Genomic DNA, 16726 nt, shown 5'->3' on the forward strand with positions numbered 1-16726 from the left:
ATAGTCACAATAAATTAGCTTAATTCAACTAAACCGCGCGCCCCACAGGAAAGACACTTGTTTGCAAATTGCGACGCGTTTTCTTCCAAAGAAAATATCCTGTGCTGCACAATACAATCGGGGTATAAATCCAAATGAGTGCAACATTCACGATCAATACCAGAACGATGCCCACGACGAACACTGCAACACACAACAGTAAATTTCGCAACAAAGGATGATCGTTGGCATTTTTCATCCTTGATATTGGCGCGCCCAAGTTCAAAATCAAAGGAAATAAGCAAGTCACTAGCAAGATCAAGGCTGACTGTTTGGTTTCGCTAATGTCAGCGAAGCGTAAAATCAATAACGCCGCCAGCACGCTCAATCCATACATGATCACAAATTGTCGAAGCAAATAGCCTAGCAATGATTGATCGCGACGTGCTGCGCTTCCAGTGCCGGGAGCCAAACTCAATAAGACCTGCTCACCTCGCGTTTGATACAAGCTGTAAAACAACATGAAACAGAAAAAGAGCGGGATGAATAAAATCATCATGCCAACAAAGCCAATGCCGAATCCCATCGCAAAATCTTTAGATGTCCGAGCTGAGAAAAATTCAAGCAAGGAAACCGCAAAAACACCTCCCGCCGCCATCGAAAACATTTGAAAACAAATTGTTGTCCAATGCAATTTCGGTCCAAATAAAAATCCGAGCAGCATAGTGAAATTTTCATGCTGCTGACCACTTACACTTTTTACTCGATGGGACATCCAAGCCAAACAAATTGCCGAAAAACTCAACGTGATTCGATTCTCAACCATACCTTGTCCCAAGAGGCTAGCGCGATACGCCAATGCCTTTTTGTGTCGACTAAAAAGTACGTCGCTCTTCATCGAAAATGTCCAATGTATGCCGCCAAAGACGAAGACTAACGCAACTACGATCAACACTAAGGCAACCGGAAGTTCTGTATGCTTTGAAATGAAATCTTCAAGATCGGAATAACCGTTTCGTTTCAACCAAGTAGGCATTTGGAAAAACACGATCATCGGTATGACTGTCCAAGGTGAACGAATAAGCAACACCATAAACATCAGAAAACTAACCGTAAAAAAAGCCGGCCACATCGAAAAATATTTCTGCACAGTCCAAGAAGCAATTAAAGCAATCGTTGCAAAAAGCAACACGGGCAATATAAGTGCCAACTCAATATACATGCGATGCTTAGGCACCAGCCCCGCATTTGCTGGTGAAAATTGCAAACTCACACTTTGAATCAGTGACACAAACCACATCAAACAAAAGAGACCGAGGTTTGCTGCAACGCCATATAACAAGGCATCTAGAAAAATATTGCTGCTTACTTTATCTGGGCGAAAAAAATATAAAATAGCCGCAATTATTTCCGCCACCGCAGGTACAAATAATAAAGCAATCAGCAATGTCCTCTTGCTATCAACGTTCATTCTTGCATGCAAGGGTTGCATCCAAATATTCAAGATGTTTTTCATTTGGTCATCTCAATAAAAAGATCTTCCAAACTTAAACGCTCGACACGTAAATCGGAGCGAGATAAGAGCTCTGCTGATTGCGCCGCATTCCATTGGCCAAGCAAACGTGAATGCATATCGTCAATACGACAAGAACGTAAAATCTTTCGTGGCGCTAATTGCTCAACGACTTGAGTACTACCTGTCACTTGCAAGCTAACTTCCATCAAATCATCAAGCGTCTGTTGATGCACAATGCGCCCATTTGCCAAAAAGGCGACTGTCATCGCGACCCGTTCTAAATCGGACAAAATGTGTGTGGAGAAGACGATTGTGGTATTTTTATCGATCACACTATCTACGATTTCACGCAAGAAATCACGCCGACCTGCAGGGTCTAAACTAGCCACTGGCTCATCCAATATCAATAACTCAGGCTCGTAAGCCAATGCACGAATGATAGACAAACGCTGCTTTTGCCCTCCAGAAAACTGACTGATCACTTTATCGTAAGGCAAATTCCAACGCTGCATCAATGCATCAACTTTAGCATCGTTCCAACGTGGGTAAAGCGCCTTAAAATAATTCAACATTTGACGTGGCGTTAACCATTCAAACAAATCGCTGTTCTGCGGAACATAAGCGATCTTTGCCTTTGTCTCATCCGACATATGACGAACGTCTTCGCCAAATAAGTACACCTCGCTCTCAGGCTCCACATCACGCAAACCAAGCAGGCACTCAATCAAAGTGGATTTGCCTGCACCGTTACGTCCGAGCAATCCAACGATGCTACCTGCTTCAATTTCCCAATCTAGATTTTTTAAAACACGCTGCGGCTTAAATTGTTTACTCAAGCCTTTGATACGAATAGGTGCTTGCATGATGCGTCCTGATGAATGCTATGGTCGAAGGAAATAGGTCTAACGAATACGGATGACTGAGCTGTTTAAAGAAATACCCGCACAAATCTCAAATGCATCAATCCATGATTGATCAGCGAATTTGATGCACTTCTAAACCTTGTTTTCTCAATAAATCGACTACACTCTTTTCACCGGCTAAATGACCCGCACCGACCACGACAAATAATTTCTTATCTGCTTGCATCATCTGATTGATTTTATTCACCATGCCTTCATTACGATCATCCATTAGCATTTTCATCAAACGTTTTGAACCTGGATTTTTATTCGCTGAATCGACAAATAGTTTAGCAACCGCGTCGGTGTCTGCGGCTTTCCAAGCATCGACGATTTTTTGCAATTCTTTTGACATTTCACGTTTTTTTATCGAATCAATCAAAGACGCAATCAGGGCATCGCTTTCTTCATCTGTCAGATTACTAACAATATCCGCCTGAAATGCCAAGCTTTCTAATTCCACCAAAGATTTTTTATCCGCCTTTGCGCGTTTGATGAAGTGCATATCAATTCCTTGCATAGGATCAAATCCCAATTGCATACCCACCTGCACCGCGATTGCTGAACTAATCATGAAAGGCTTCAAGGCCTGCATTTGCTCTGCGCCTGGACCAAACACCGTTTTGAAATCGCTCCACGTCGCTGGTGTCAAATGATTTTCTAATTTGTCCGGCGCGGTGTACATCAACTTTGGCATCATTGCCTGTGCAGCAACGGGATCAGACGTATCAGCCTCAACCGCAACTGTGTCTGCTTGCAGATAGGCCGCTTCAACTTTCGGTGACATCGGATAAAAATCTGCTTTCGCAATATGAATAGAGCCAAAAAGATAAGCGACCTTGGAACCTGACTTAATTTCAAAAAGCAGACCACGCGTTGCATCAGAACTCAGAGCTGCGGGCTGCGCTGTTGCTGAACTATTGACAGTCTGGGCATCACTTTTATTGGTAAAAAATGCTAGTACAATCAAAATACTCGTCATCAGCATTTTGTAAAATACGGCTGAAATCTGTTGAAATAAGCTCATAACAACTCCACTCAATAATTAATTAAAAATTTTCACAAACACACTCAAATCCAACTGAACTACTCTCTTTTTTGCTTGTTCTTTCACGAATCCATTAGCTCTTTCAGCATTTTTAACACCGCGCTTGGTGCCAACTTTAATTGCTGAGATTCGAACACGACGCGCTCCAAACTTGGACGTATTAATTCGAGTCGATCTGCAGCTTGATCAGCGGCATCAGCACGCTCTGCGACCACCATCCCCATCCCACGACGGCGCGTTAGCCAGCCGTCACTTTCTAACAAGCTATAAGCCTTCGACACAGTCATAGGGTTGACCCCAAGCTGACTAGCAACTTCGCGTACCGACGGCATTGCATCACCAGCGCGAATCTGTCCACCAAGTATCTGACGTCGCAGCTGCTCTACCATCTGCCGGTAAATAGGCTCACTACTGCCAGTAACGATTTGAAAAATGTCGACTGGTAAATCCCGATCTGAGCTCATACAAAGGTCTTCTAAAATTTACTGTATGCATATACTAATACAGCGATCGTGCAATTTCAAGATTTATTTTTAACTATCCTAAAAGCATAAGTTCAATTCTTAGATAGTCGAATTTGAAGTAACACTGCAACGATATTCAATCTTTCTTCACCATCTTCAACTGAAAAAACATCTGGCTTGGGCTACACTCATGTTTCATCTGCCACCATTTTTAAATCGCTATGACCATACAACTCAAAACCGAAGTTCGCAAACAAGCGACAGAATCATTGCAACGCTACTTCGATCTGAATATGGAAGAGAAGTTAGGCAATCTACAGGCCAATGCCCTACTCGATTTTCTACTCGAAGAAATTGGACCAAGTATCTACAATCAAGCGGTCAATGATGCGCAAAATCACTTACAGACACGCGTACAAGAATTAGACTTCGATGTACATGCGGAAGAGTTCGCTTATTGGGGACGGCAGAAAAAGTCGCGCTGATTTAAACCAGACATTAGTTCTTATAACTGGGCTAAGCTTGCCATTCAGCCAGATATTCAATCCCTCAAATCACTTGAACAACTGATCAAACTACGCCATGAAAAATAGTCTCGATTATAGCCAGCAAGAATTACAAGACATCTTGCAAAAAACCACTGAACTGGTTTTGCAGCAGTATGCAAAACTAGAACAACAAGATGGCTTTCATGATTATCCTCAAACCAAGGTCGCTTCATGGTTTGACGAACCCTTACCGCTGCTTGGCAGTGATGCAATAGCTTTATTGGATTTAGTGAAACAACGCGTACTCGATACCGCCACAGGCAATCTTGGCCCGAATATGTATGCGTATGTGATGGCTGGCGGCAATCAGATTTCGACGATCGCTGATTTTCTTACATCGACAATCAACCAAAACGCAACCAAATGGCACCTGGGACCGGCCATGACCGAAATCGAAAAGCGCGTGATTAAGTGGACCGCCGAGATGATAGGATATACCACTGAAGCTGGCGGCGTCATGGTCAGCGGCGGCTCAGCGGCAACACTGACGGGTTTAACGGTGGCGCGCAATGTATTTTGTCGCCAATATAATGTGAATCAAAACGGTCTGTTCGGAATGCAACCCCTCACCGTTTACTGCAGCGCTGAAACGCATAGCAGCACCGACAAAAGCATTTCCTTACTCGGCATCGGCACTAAACAACTACGTCGCATCGCAACTGATAGCGAATTCAAGATTGATCTACAGCAGTTACAACAGCAAATCGAAGCCGACATTGAAGCTGGATTTTTACCATTTTGTATCGTCGGCAATGCTGGCACCGTCAACACGGGGGCGATAGATGATCTGACTGCGCTAGCGCATATCGCGAAGCGATTTCAAATGTGGTTTCACGTTGATGGCGCATACGGTGGCTTAGTGTCATCTTTACCTGAACTCAAAGACAAATATGCCGGTATGGAACTAGCCGATTCGATCGCACTCGATTTCCATAAGTGGCTATATCAACCATTCGAGATTGGCTGCACATTAGTGCGCAACTGGGATGTCCTGAGAGAGTCTTATTTTAAACAAGCCGACTACTTGGATACCTCACTTGAAGTGAAAACTGATCGTTTAGAATTTAATGAACATTACTTTCAGCTATCTCGCAGCGCCAAGGCATTTAAAGTATGGATGTCACTAAAAGCCTATGGCTTTACCCAAATTCAGGCGATGATGCAAAAAGATTTGGCGCTAACTCGTTATCTAGAACAACAAATTCAATCATCGACAGATTTTGAGTTAATGTCGCAAAGTGATTTAGCCATTGCTTGCTTCCGCTACATTGGCAATCAACTCGATACCGCACAAATCATGGCGATCAATCATGCATTGATTCCTGCTTTAGAAAAGGATGGCAGAATTTTTATCACAGGCACACGCTTGCGCGGTGAATTTGTTCTACGTGCCTGCATTATCAATCATCGTAAAAATACCGAATCGATTGATTATCTACTGCATGTCATCAGAGATGTGGCGAGTACTTTACCTACGTAGCAAAAGAAATGAATGGCCACTCGGCATGATCAGTCTCTACAAAGTACTTAGCTAATTTGTACAGCAGTGTTTGACTGCTTTTCGTGGTTTTCAACGGAAATAGGAATCCATATTGTAAATTTAGTTCCTACACCAAGAATCGAATGCACGCTGATCTGTCCGCCCAATAAGCCGCTAACAATGTTGTAGCAGATATTTAATCCGAGACCAGAACCACCTTGACCAAATTTAGTGGTAAAGAAAGGATCAAAAATTTTATCCAGATTGCGTGGTTGTATACCTACACCATTATCGCTAAACTGAATACTCACGTATTGCGGATTATCTTTATCGATACTCGCCATCAATATTAATTCGCCACGTTCTTGCTGATCAAATCCGTGTAGCACGCCATTATTAAAAAGGTTGGAAACAACCTGAATTAACGGCCCTGGATAACTATCCAATATAATTTCAGCAGGAATATCAAGCAGGAATTGAATCTGCGTTTTTTTGATTCTCGGCTGCAAAGTGATCGCCAACTCTTCCATTGTTTTCAGCAGATTAAACTTACGTCGGTTCTCACTCGCTTGATCAACCGCAACAGTTTTAAAACTGGTAATCAGTTCTGATGCTCGATGCAAATTTTTCGTCAATAAATCAGCGGCTTCTGCCATCTCCGATGAGAATCGCGTTAGTGTCGATTTTTTGATGCTCGCGTCCGTGCATGCAGCCTTAAACTCATCGACTTTTTCTGTTACCGTCGTCGATACAGTATAAGCATTTCCAATAGGCGTATTTAATTCATGGGCGATCCCTGCTACTAAAGACCCCAAGCTCGCCAGTTTCTCTTTGCTGATCAATTGACGTTGTGCTTCCTTCAGTTGAAGCAAATTATTTTCAAGCTGCTGCTTTGAGTTTTCCAACTCTACAGTCCGGCTTTGTACGCGACTTTCTAACGATAGATTCAATTCAGTTATCTCTTGGATTTTTAGCTGTACGGCATCGACCATGCGATTAAAATGTTCAGACATTAAAGCGAGTTCATTCGTACCCGACGCTGCAATTCGCATTTGATAATTTCCTGCGACAATCTCTCGACTAGCTAAAATCATCTGCTGCAATTTTTTTGTAATTTGATGTCCAAAAAAGACAATGGCGAGAAAAGTGAGAAGCACAACCACCAAGGTACGAATTAAGGAATTACGACGTTCTATGGTTGTTGCGGTAATAATATTTTCTGTGGACAATCCGTATTGTAAGAATCCGACTTGATTCCCGGGAAGTAGCAAGCGATTACGTACATTAATCGTCCCCGTCAGTGCTGCCCTCTCATATTGATTGATTTGATCAGGGGTTGGTGTATCTGCACCCAAAGGGCGTGTCGAAATAAGTGTCTTGCCTTCAGCATCAGCAACCAGAACATAGATCAAACCATTCTTTGCTTCTTTATCGAGAATTTCATCAAGGAAAGCTTGTACAGTCCGTAAATCTTTATTACTCGCATAAGTGGATACGGTCAGATTTAGTAACTGCGAGGTTTGCCCAACACTAATCTTAATATTTTCTAATAAAGCGGCATTCAAAGTTCGATTGCCTGTATAGAGCACGTTTGCGACCAGCAAGCTTGATGCGAGAAAGGCGATCACTGTGAATTGTCCGGTGATCGTTAAAAAAAAGCGCAGAAATAGCCGACGCGTCATGGTCATCATCAATGATTGAGTCTTCACTCATTCTGGATTAATAGAAACGATCCACAAACCAGCTTGGATTAACCCGCGTCAGTTTGGTCTTTTGTCAAATGGCCAGATTGCTTTGCTTCCCTATAAACCTGCATCCAGCTAACAAACCAATCACTTTGGACGTACAAGCGAAACGGCATGAATAGATTCTAAGCCAAGAGTATTCAAAGATGATGACAAGTTCCCGTATTTACCTCACTCACATAAATTTATTGATGCTTATGTTGTAAAAAGACTTTACAACACCCAGAAAGTGAACTTCTTAATTGACCGACCAGGCTGAGTTGACATAACAAGACGTTTAAGCGATCACACAAATTACTCAGGCACGATGGCGGTCACTTCAATTTCTACTCGTGCTCGGTCTTCTATTAGCCCTGCAACCTGTACTGCTGCCATGGCTGGAAAATGTTTACCAATGACATCGCGATAAGCTGCGCCGATTTCTTTGTATGCGGCGACATATTCTTTTTTATCGACCACATACCATGTCATACGCACGATGTGCTCAGGCTTGGCACCACCTTCAGCTAATACCTCGACGATATTTTGTAAAGCTTGTCGCGTTTGCCCGGCGATGTCATCACAATGAAATTGCTCTTGCCCATCCCAGCCTATCATGCCGCCTACGCAGATCGTGCGACCTGTGGCAGAAACACCATTTGAATAACCGCGAGGTCTGACCCAGCCTGGGGGTTGTAAAAAATCCATATTCATTCCTTTCAGTATTTTTTGTAGGGTGCGCGGTGCGCACCGACGCTTATCTATCGTCTGAGTGTTCTGATATTTAATTTAATCAATTGCTCGGTGCGCATGGTGCACCCTACTCAAGCTCACTCGCTTACCAAGTAGTTCTGCATTCGTTCACGCAAAGCTATTGGTAATGCAATTGCTTTACGTTCTTGTACATGCGCCATCACCAAAACGAGCTGTGCTTTCAATCTTAAATCCTGCTCTTGTCCCAGCATGAGAATTTCTACCGTGGCAGAAGCGCGTCCTAACTTGGTCACACGTAATTCAGCGACTAACTCATCACCCATCACACTAGTTTTCACGAAATCGGTTTCTATATGTACTGTCGGCAAACCGATTCCTTGCACCATGTGCATTTCGTGAAAACTCATACCCAGAGCTTGCGCGCACCAATCTTCCACCACGCCATTCATCAATTCAAAATAGCGCGGATAAAACACGATGCCTGCCGGATCGCAATGTGCAAAGCGGATGCTGATCGGTGTGCTAAATACCAAACTCATGCCTGCGTGTCCTTGTAGTCTTTCAACATTTCGCGGGCGATAATCAGTTGCTGTACTTCGGTTGCACCTTCATAAATGCGCAGTGCACGGATTTCACGATACAGTCTTTCTACTGGTACTTCGCTCATCACACCCATGCCACCGAACATTTGTACCGCCGCGTCTATCACTTGTTGCGCACCTTCGGTTGCGACCATTTTTGCCATCGCGGCTTCCTTCGTGACACGCTGTCCCTGGTCACGTTGCCAAGCGGCGCGATACACAAGTAAAGCGGCACTATCGATGGTAGTCGCCATCTGCGCTAACTTGGCTTGGGTAAGTTGAAAATCAGCCAGGGTTTGACCAAACATCTGCCGACTGGTGGCACGCGCCATTGCTTCATCTAAAGCACGACGCGCAAAACCTAAGGCTGCGGCAGCCACCGAAGTACGGAACACATCCAGCGTCGCCATCGCGACTTTGAAACCTTGCCCGCCATCGCCTATACGTTGGCTGACTGGAATACGACATTGATTAAATTTCAAACGTGCGAGAGGATGCGGGGCGATCACGTCGATTCTTTCAGCGATCTCGAAACCTTCGGTATTAGCATCAACGATGAAAGCTGAGATGCCACGCGCACCTGCGGCTTCTCCTGTACGCGCAAACACCACATAGAAATCAGCAATACCGCCGTTTGAGATCCAAGTCTTTTCACCTTCCAGCAGGTAGTAATCGCCTTGCACATCATGCGTTAAAGTTGCAGCACATTGCATGGCGGCGACATCGGAACCGGCATTCGGTTCAGATAAGGCGAAGGCTGAAATTAATTTACCTTGTCCGACTTTTTCTAGGTACGTGGCTTTTTGTTGTTCGCTACCAAACAAACTAATTGCACCTGTGCCTAGTCCTTGCATCGCAAAAGCGAAGTCGGCTAAACCAGAGTAACGCGCCAAAGTTTCACGCAAGATGCAGATCGCCCGTGTGTCGATCACGTCTTGATTCGCACCATAGGCTTTGCCACCGATGGCATGTTTGAGCCAACCTGCTGCACCGAGTTGCTTGACCAGATCGCGGCATTCCTGATCGACGTCTTTGCTATGCGTTTGATGAATATTTTGGCTCGCCCATTTATCCAATTGCGCTTGCAATTGGCGGTGTTCTTCGTTGAAGAAAGGCCAGCTTAGGTGGGAGGTGTTGGACATGTGTTTCCTAATATTTATTTATGTGAGAAATGACTATTCATCAATTGCTCACAACTTCTATTTCAAGTCGCTAATCTCCCTTCTCCCGCAAGCGGGAGAAGGGCTGGGGATGAGGGTCGTCGAGAAAATGAAATAACGGTTCCTTTGCGCATCCGAAATATGACGAACTGTATCGAACAAGCATTTCGCCAATCTGAACTACCCTCACCCTAACCCTCTCCCGCTTGCGGGAGAGGGAACTTTAAACTCATCATCAATCTATGTTGAAATTCAATGACAGGATTTTTCAAAGCTGTAACACGCCCTGCAATTGGATTTATCTTTAATTACCCTCAAACTTCGGTTTCTCTTTATTCACAAACGCATGATAAGCACGATGAAAATCATTGGTCATCATGCAAATTGCCTGCGCCTTCGCTTCCGCATCGATCGCTTGATCAACACTCATATCCCATTCTTCGTGCAACATTTTCTTGGTCATTGCATGCGCGAATGTGGGACCATTTGCTAAATTAGTGGCATAAGTTTGTGCTGCGCTGATCACTTGTTCGGGTTCGCTTAATTGATTAAAGAAACCCCAACGCTCGCCCTCTTCGCCAGACATACTACGTCCGCTATACAATAAATCCGATGCACGTCCCTGACCTATGATACGCGGCAAAATCGCACATGCGCCCATGTCACAGCCAGCCAGTCCAACACGCGTGAACAAAAATGCCGTTTTGCTGCGAGTCGTTCCTAGTCGAATGTCCGATGCCATAGCGATGATTGCCCCCGCACCTGCACAAATACCGTCCACTGCAGCGATGATAGGCTGTGGGCAGGCGCGCATGGCTTTTACGAGATCGCCCGTCATTTGTGTAAACCGCAGCAAACTCGGCATATCGAGTTCGGTTAATGGGCCTATGATTTCGTGTACGTCACCACCCGAACAAAAGTTCTCACCAGCGCCTGTGATCACGATGGCTTTGATGTCGTCGGCATAGCACATATTACGAAACAGCTCGCGCAATTCGGCATAAGAATCAAAGGTCAAAGGGTTCTTACGTTCAGGGCGATTTAAGGTAATGGTCGCGACTTTATCTTTGACTTGATAGGCAAAATGCGTAGCCTGATAATTCGCTAGCGTTTGGTGATTACCTGGCAAATCGCTGACTTTTCCATTGAGGTAGTTCATATTATTCTCATTCGTTCTCATTATGTTTGCTGCCCGCGCTCAAATCCGACTTCACGCTCGACAACATACTAATCATTTGATTTTTTTGCTCAGGATCTAAGCCTGCCAACAATTCTGCAACCCATGCTTCGTGCACACTCGCCATAGTCTTGAATGTCTTACGTCCTGCCGCTGTGAGTTTTACGCTATACGCGCGTCTGTCCTGTTTATCGCTCACACGCATGACCAATCCTTCTTGCTCTAACTGGTCGGTGATACCCGTGATATTGCCGCCCGTGACCATCATACGTTTGGATAATTCACCCATGCGCAAACCGTCGGGATGCCGTTCGAGTTGCGCCATCAAATCAAAGCGCGGCAAAGTCGTATCGAACTCGGCACGTAAGCGGTTGCGGATTTCATTTTCTATCATCACCGTGGTTGATAACATGCGCAGCCATAATTTTAAAGACTGATGATGATCTTGGGTTAAGCGTGTTTCCAGATCGATCGTTTCCGTTGCGGTGTCTCGCTCGCTCATTACATCACCTCGCCACCAGCAACCGCAATTGACTGACCGTTTTGTGACGCACTCGCAGGCGAACACAGCCAGAGCACAGCATCAGCAACTTCGTCGGGTTGAATCAAGCGCTGTTGCGGATTGCCTGCTGCGAGTTCCGCGCGAGCTTGCTCTTCAGTACGACCTGTCTTTGCCATGATGTTGGTAATCGCTTCGCGTACGATGTCGGTTTCGGTATAGCCAGGGCACACTGCATTCACGGTTACCCCTTTTTGCGCAACTTCTAATGCCAAGGACTTAGTCAAACCAATCACACCATGTTTGGCTGCCGCATAGGCTGCAACGTAGGCGTAGCCTTTGAGCCCTGCTGTACTCGCCACGTTCACGATGCGTCCCCAAGATTGCGCCAACATCGCGGGCAATACTTGTTGCGTACACAAGAACGTACCCGTCAGATTCACTGTTAGCATTTGCTGCCATTGCGTTTCTGTCGTCTTTAAGAATGAGGCAGAGCTTGCTTGCCCTGCATTATTGATCAAAATATCGACCGTACCGAATTGCTCCACGGCGTGCGCAAAGCCAGCCTTTACCGAAGCACTGTCACTGACGTCCATCACGATCGCTTGAATCAATCCAGCGTCAGTCAACTGCTGTACTGTCGCTTGCAAAGTCGCCTCAGTACGGCCACTGATCGTCACTTTGACACCTTGCGCTAACAATGCCTGGGCAATAGCCAGACCGATTCCTGTCGCACCACCCGTAACCAGAGCATGTTTGCCGACTAATGCGGGATGAAAAAAATTCATATCAGCCTTCCAATAATTTTGCGGCAATTTCTTGCGGGCTCATACCACGACTGGCCGCGGCAACTTGACGCTCTCGTTCCAGATTGCGTTCTAATTGCAATTTGCCCGCGATGTATTGTTGTGGCCAACTAATGTCAGTAAATCCTAGCTTGGCGGCTTCGTGCAAAGTCCAGGCAGGATCAGCTAAGTGAGGTCTGGCGATCGCACACAGATCGGCACGCCCGGCGGCGATTATGCTATTCACATGATCGGCTTCAAAAATCGCACCAACGGCAATAGTGGCAATCTGCGCCTCATTACGAATGCGATCCGAAAACGGCGTTTGAAACATGCGTCCGTACACAGGTTTTTCTTGTTTGCTGACTTGGCCTGATGAACAATCAATCATATCGGCGCCGGCTTGTTTAAATAATGTAGCGATCGCCACAGCATCATCTGGCGTAATGCCACCCTCGACCCAATCGTGCGCCGAGATACGTACCGACATAGGCTTATGCGCAGGCCAAACCGCGCGCATGGCAACGAACACGGCTAAAGGATAACGACAACGGTTTTCCAAACTACCGCCATATTCATCACTACGTTGATTCGTCAACGGAGAAATGAAGCTCGATAAAAAATATCCATGCGCGCAATGCAATTCCAGCCAATCAAAACCAGCCTGATCTGCCGCAATGGTCGCTGCCACGAATTCATTTAACACTTGCGCCATTTGCGCCTTGGTCGCCGCTGTCGCGACCTGCGAAACGCCGTGCAAATATTGTTGCTCTGAAGCTGAAATCAAAGGCCAATTACCTGAATCTAAAGGCTGATCAATCCCATCCCAAGCGCGTTTGGTTGATCCCTTAGCGCCTGCATGACCGAGCTGTACCGCGATCTTGGCATCGCTGTTCGCATGCACGAAATCAACGATGCGCTTCCACGCTTGGGTGTGTTCTGGTGCATACAGGCCTGGGCATGCTGGTGTAATTCTGCCCTCCGCCGAGACACAAGTCATTTCCGCAAACACTAAGCCAGCGCCGCCCATCGCACGACTACCAAGATGCACTAAATGATAATCACCGGCGACACCATCGACCGCGGAATACTGCGCCATCGGCGACACCACAATGCGATTTTTCAAGATCACATCACGTACTTTGAAGGGCGTGAACATGGGCGGAATAGCTTGCTTGGTATTGGGCATGGCAATACCCGCTTTGGCAAAGGCTTGCTCCGCAATCCAGACTTCAAAACTACGCACATATGCAGCATCGCGCAGACGTAAATTCTCATGCGATAAACGCTGACTACGCGTCAACATGGAGTAAGCAAATTGCGGTGCTTGCATCGCTGTGTAACGATGGACGTTTTCAAACCACTCCATCGAATTGCGCGCCGCGCTTTGTATTTTCAGCACTTCAATTGCACGCACTTCTTGATACGCATCCATCACGGCTTGCATGCCGCTTGCGCCGTGTTTTGCAAAACAATCTGCCAGTTCTATCGCATCTTCTAAGGCCAGCTTGGTTCCCGAGCCGATAGAAAAATGTGCCGTATGCGCGGCATCTCCCATTAAGACGACCGGTACAGTTTTGCCATTGATGTGATTTTGGTGTATCCACTGCTTACAAATAATGCGCGGAAATTTAATCCAATTCGCTGAGCCACGCAGATGACTGGCATTGCTCATCAAGGCATTGCCGTCCAAATATTTCGCGAATATTTTTTCACAAAAAGCGATGGCTTGCGCCTGATCCATTTGATCAAGACCCGCTTTCAACCATACCTCTTCTGGTGTCTCGACGATAAAGGTCGCGGTATCACCATCGTATTGATAAGCATGGGCTTGAAACCAACCATGTTCGGTTTCTTCAAATGCAAAAGTAAATGCGGAGAAAAGTTTTTTCGTGCCTAGCCAGACGAAGCGGCATTTACGTGTATCGATATCGGGTTGGTAAGTCGTTTCATAACGTGTGCGAATTCGACTGTTCAAGCCGTCGCTGGCGATCACCAAATCGGCATCATAGGTCTGTGCCAAAATCTGGTCATCTTGCACATCGGTTTCAAATACCAATTCCACGCCCAATTGTTCGCAGCGTTCTTGCAGAATATTCAGTAAGCGTTTGCGTCCTATGCCACAAAAACCATGTCCGCCTGAGGTGACGACCTGGCCTTTGAAATGGACATCAATATCATCCCAATGATTAAAGGCTTGCAAGATAGTCTTAGCGGTCACTTCATCGGCTTGCACCAGATTACCTAGAGTCTGATCAGAAAATACCACGCCCCAACCAAAGGTATCGTAAGGTCGATTGCGTTCAACCACCACAATACGATGTGCCGGGTTTTGCTTTTTCATCAGCATTGCAAAATACAATCCCGCGGGGCCACCGCCTATGCAAAGTATGTTCATGTGTTTTGGATTGTCTTTAATTTAAATCGCTGTACTTTGCCCGTCTCTGTACGAGGCAAAGCATCTTTGAATTCTATGCAGCGTGGATATTTATAGGGGGCGACATTGGCTTTGACGAATTGTTGAATATCGCTGACCAAAGCTTCACTAGCCATAGGATCATGCGCCTTCGTGGCATCGCGCAAGACGACAAAAGCTTTGACAATCTGACCGCGTTCTTCGTCTGGCAAACCAACGACCGCGCATTCCGCGACTTCGGGATGTTTAAGTATCACTTCTTCCACTTCTGGACCAGCCACGTTGTAACCCGCCGTAATGATCATGTCGTCGGTACGTGCGCGATAATGGAAATAACCTTCGGCATCCATTTCGTAAGCATCGCCAGTCAAATTCCAACCATTTAAGACGTAATTTTTTTGCCTGTCGTCTGCCAGATAACGACAACCAGTTGGCCCTTTCACAGCCAATCGACCTGTCACACCCACAGGTGCTGGATCACCGTTCTCATCAAGGACACAAGCCTGATATCCGGGCACGGCTTTCCCCGTCGCACCGGATCGAGCTTGCTCTCCCGCCGCGGAAATAAAGATATGCAACATCTCGGTCGCGCCTATGCCGTCGATCATGATTAAACCTGTCGCAGCTTGCCAGGCTTCACGCGTTGCTGCCGGTAAAGTCTCGCCAGCAGATACCGTCTTTTGCAGCGATTTCAGTGAAAAATTCGGCACCATGGGCAACATTTGACGATAGAAAGTCGGTGCAGTAAAACACACTGTCGCTTGATATTCGTCGATAGATTTGAGCAAGGTTTCTGGTGTAAGCTTTTCCAGCAGCACCGCGGTTGCACCGATGCGCAGAGGGAATAGCAATAGGCCGCCAAGACCAAAGGTAAATGCCAACGGTGGCGTACCGATAAACGTATCACTTGCTTGTGATTGTAAAATCGAACGTGGAAAGCAATCACAGATCGCCAATACATCGCGATGAAAATGCATGGTGCCTTTGGGCATACCTGTTGTGCCCGAAGTAAAACTGATCAGGCAAACGTCCTCTGCGTGCGTATCGATCGCTGTGAAGCGTTTTGATTTGCTCGCCATCAATTGATCGACCGAGCCGGAAGCCTCAGAATTAAAGATTTTAATCTGCTGTAGCACGGGACTCAATTTCTGCGCACTCTCTAATTCTTCTTGCAGTGCCGCGGAACACAAGGCCGCAGAGATTTGTGCTTTATCGATGATCACGCTCAGCTCTTTGGCGCGCAGCAAAGGCATAGTCGGTACCGCTACGCAGCCCACTTTCCACACAGCCAAAATGCAAGCCGCCATCATGGGATTATTCGCACCACGCAATAACACGCGATTACCTGGAACTAACTGCATATCCTCGACCAAGACATGCGCAATCTGATTCACTTTCGCGCATAGCTCCGCATACGTCCAATTAGCGCTGGCACTGCGGATGGCCACTTTGTCGGCAAAACCTTGCGCAGCAATGTCTTCTAAAAAAGCTTGCGCGCAATTGAGGCGTTCGGGATACTGCAATTCAGGCAAATCAAATAGCAATTCTGGCCACTGCTCAGGTGGAGGCAGATGCTCGAATGCGAAGGTATCGACATGGGCAGATTGCGGAAAACTGATAGGCATCGTTAAGTCTCCATTCTTTAATTGGGCATTTGTTCCAATTTCTTGTTATTTTGATTGAATTGGACACCCAAACGGACATTTACTTTAAACCTAAACTATTTAAAGGTA

At 46.0% G+C, this 16726-nt stretch carries 15 protein-coding genes; 2 read left to right on the forward strand and 13 right to left on the reverse strand.

What is annotated here, in order from left to right; genetic code table 11:
• Positions 1-28: 28 nt before the first annotated feature.
• The 4 genes from H8K33_RS05645 to H8K33_RS05660 form a co-directional block, all read right to left on the reverse strand.
• Positions 29-1495 (reverse strand): hypothetical protein, encoded by a 1467-nt coding sequence (locus tag H8K33_RS05645; RefSeq protein ID WP_186890018.1) that lies wholly within the window; start codon positions 1493-1495, stop codon positions 29-31.
• On the reverse strand, positions 1492-2358 hold the full coding sequence (locus tag H8K33_RS05650; protein ID WP_186890019.1) for an ABC transporter ATP-binding protein: 867 nt from the start codon (positions 2356-2358) through the stop codon (positions 1492-1494). The genes H8K33_RS05645 and H8K33_RS05650 overlap by 4 nt, the downstream gene beginning before the upstream one ends.
• 112 nt (positions 2359-2470) lie before the next feature.
• Complete coding sequence (locus H8K33_RS05655) at positions 2471-3424, reverse strand: TraB/GumN family protein (RefSeq protein ID WP_186890020.1); 954 nt, start codon at positions 3422-3424, stop codon at positions 2471-2473.
• 83 nt (positions 3425-3507) lie between these two features.
• Positions 3508-3909 (reverse strand): GntR family transcriptional regulator, encoded by a 402-nt coding sequence (locus H8K33_RS05660; RefSeq protein ID WP_186890021.1) that lies wholly within the window; start codon positions 3907-3909, stop codon positions 3508-3510.
• 221 nt (positions 3910-4130) lie between these two features.
• On the opposite strand from H8K33_RS05660, the gene H8K33_RS05665 reads away from it, so the two are divergent.
• On the forward strand, positions 4131-4394 hold the full coding sequence (locus H8K33_RS05665; RefSeq protein WP_186890022.1) for a DUF2164 domain-containing protein: 264 nt from the start codon (positions 4131-4133) through the stop codon (positions 4392-4394).
• A gap of 97 nt (positions 4395-4491) precedes the next feature.
• Positions 4492-5937 carry a pyridoxal phosphate-dependent decarboxylase family protein gene (locus H8K33_RS05670; protein ID WP_186890023.1) on the forward strand — a complete coding sequence of 482 codons (1446 nt, stop codon included), beginning with the start codon at positions 4492-4494 and terminating at the stop codon, positions 5935-5937.
• A gap of 47 nt (positions 5938-5984) precedes the next feature.
• Here H8K33_RS05670 and H8K33_RS05675 read toward each other — a convergent pair whose 3' ends face one another.
• The 9 genes from H8K33_RS05675 to H8K33_RS05715 form a co-directional block, all read right to left on the reverse strand.
• Positions 5985-7619, reverse strand: a complete 1635-nt coding sequence (locus H8K33_RS05675; protein WP_186890024.1) for a HAMP domain-containing sensor histidine kinase — start codon at positions 7617-7619, stop codon at positions 5985-5987.
• A 357-nt stretch (positions 7620-7976) separates the two neighbouring features.
• Positions 7977-8369, reverse strand: a complete 393-nt coding sequence (locus H8K33_RS05680; protein ID WP_186890025.1) for a RidA family protein — start codon at positions 8367-8369, stop codon at positions 7977-7979.
• A 122-nt stretch (positions 8370-8491) separates the two neighbouring features.
• Positions 8492-8914 (reverse strand): acyl-CoA thioesterase, encoded by a 423-nt coding sequence (locus H8K33_RS05685; protein ID WP_186890026.1) that lies wholly within the window; start codon positions 8912-8914, stop codon positions 8492-8494.
• Positions 8911-10098, reverse strand: coding sequence for an acyl-CoA dehydrogenase family protein (locus H8K33_RS05690; RefSeq protein WP_186890027.1), 1188 nt, complete (start codon positions 10096-10098; stop codon positions 8911-8913). Before H8K33_RS05690 ends, H8K33_RS05685 begins: the two co-directional genes overlap by 4 nt.
• A 322-nt stretch (positions 10099-10420) precedes the next feature.
• The gene (locus tag H8K33_RS05695; RefSeq protein ID WP_186890028.1) at positions 10421-11275 is read right to left on the reverse strand and encodes an enoyl-CoA hydratase family protein; all 855 of its coding nucleotides are present in this window, start codon (positions 11273-11275) and stop codon (positions 10421-10423) included.
• A gap of 7 nt (positions 11276-11282) precedes the next feature.
• Complete coding sequence (locus H8K33_RS05700; protein WP_186890029.1) at positions 11283-11795, reverse strand: MarR family winged helix-turn-helix transcriptional regulator; 513 nt, start codon at positions 11793-11795, stop codon at positions 11283-11285.
• Complete coding sequence (locus H8K33_RS05705) at positions 11795-12580, reverse strand: SDR family NAD(P)-dependent oxidoreductase (protein WP_186890030.1); 786 nt, start codon at positions 12578-12580, stop codon at positions 11795-11797. Before H8K33_RS05705 ends, H8K33_RS05700 begins: the two co-directional genes overlap by 1 nt.
• 1 nt (position 12581) lies before the next feature.
• Positions 12582-14975: a bifunctional salicylyl-CoA 5-hydroxylase/oxidoreductase gene (locus H8K33_RS05710; protein ID WP_186890031.1), complete on the reverse strand. Its 2394-nt coding sequence runs from the start codon at positions 14973-14975 to the stop codon at positions 12582-12584.
• Complete coding sequence (locus H8K33_RS05715; protein ID WP_186890032.1) at positions 14972-16618, reverse strand: AMP-binding protein; 1647 nt, start codon at positions 16616-16618, stop codon at positions 14972-14974. Before H8K33_RS05715 ends, H8K33_RS05710 begins: the two co-directional genes overlap by 4 nt.
• Between the last annotated feature and the right edge of the window lie 108 nt (positions 16619-16726).

Source organism: Affinundibacterium amnicola (genome assembly GCF_014284275.1).
GTDB classification, from domain to species: domain Bacteria; phylum Pseudomonadota; class Gammaproteobacteria; order Burkholderiales; family Burkholderiaceae_D; genus Undibacterium; species Undibacterium amnicola.

Bases quoted from the DNA above. Each gene is read 5' to 3' on its own strand.
- H8K33_RS05645 (WP_186890018.1), bottom strand. From the start codon at position 1,495: ATGAAAAACATCTTGAATATTTGGATGCAACCCTTGCATGCAAGAATG.
- H8K33_RS05650 (WP_186890019.1), bottom strand. From the start codon at position 2,358: ATGCAAGCACCTATTCGTATCAAAGGCTTGAGTAAACAATTTAAGCCG.
- H8K33_RS05655 (WP_186890020.1), bottom strand. From the start codon at position 3,424: ATGAGCTTATTTCAACAGATTTCAGCCGTATTTTACAAAATGCTGATG.
- H8K33_RS05660 (WP_186890021.1), bottom strand. From the start codon at position 3,909: ATGAGCTCAGATCGGGATTTACCAGTCGACATTTTTCAAATCGTTACT.
- H8K33_RS05665 (WP_186890022.1), top strand. From the start codon at position 4,131: ATGACCATACAACTCAAAACCGAAGTTCGCAAACAAGCGACAGAATCA.
- H8K33_RS05670 (WP_186890023.1), top strand. From the start codon at position 4,492: ATGAAAAATAGTCTCGATTATAGCCAGCAAGAATTACAAGACATCTTG.
- H8K33_RS05675 (WP_186890024.1), bottom strand. From the start codon at position 7,619: ATGACGCGTCGGCTATTTCTGCGCTTTTTTTTAACGATCACCGGACAA.
- H8K33_RS05680 (WP_186890025.1), bottom strand. From the start codon at position 8,369: ATGGATTTTTTACAACCCCCAGGCTGGGTCAGACCTCGCGGTTATTCA.
- H8K33_RS05685 (WP_186890026.1), bottom strand. From the start codon at position 8,914: ATGAGTTTGGTATTTAGCACACCGATCAGCATCCGCTTTGCACATTGC.
- H8K33_RS05690 (WP_186890027.1), bottom strand. From the start codon at position 10,098: ATGTCCAACACCTCCCACCTAAGCTGGCCTTTCTTCAACGAAGAACAC.
- H8K33_RS05695 (WP_186890028.1), bottom strand. From the start codon at position 11,275: ATGAACTACCTCAATGGAAAAGTCAGCGATTTGCCAGGTAATCACCAA.
- H8K33_RS05700 (WP_186890029.1), bottom strand. From the start codon at position 11,795: ATGAGCGAGCGAGACACCGCAACGGAAACGATCGATCTGGAAACACGC.
- H8K33_RS05705 (WP_186890030.1), bottom strand. From the start codon at position 12,580: ATGAATTTTTTTCATCCCGCATTAGTCGGCAAACATGCTCTGGTTACG.
- H8K33_RS05710 (WP_186890031.1), bottom strand. From the start codon at position 14,975: ATGAACATACTTTGCATAGGCGGTGGCCCCGCGGGATTGTATTTTGCA.
- H8K33_RS05715 (WP_186890032.1), bottom strand. From the start codon at position 16,618: ATGCCTATCAGTTTTCCGCAATCTGCCCATGTCGATACCTTCGCATTC.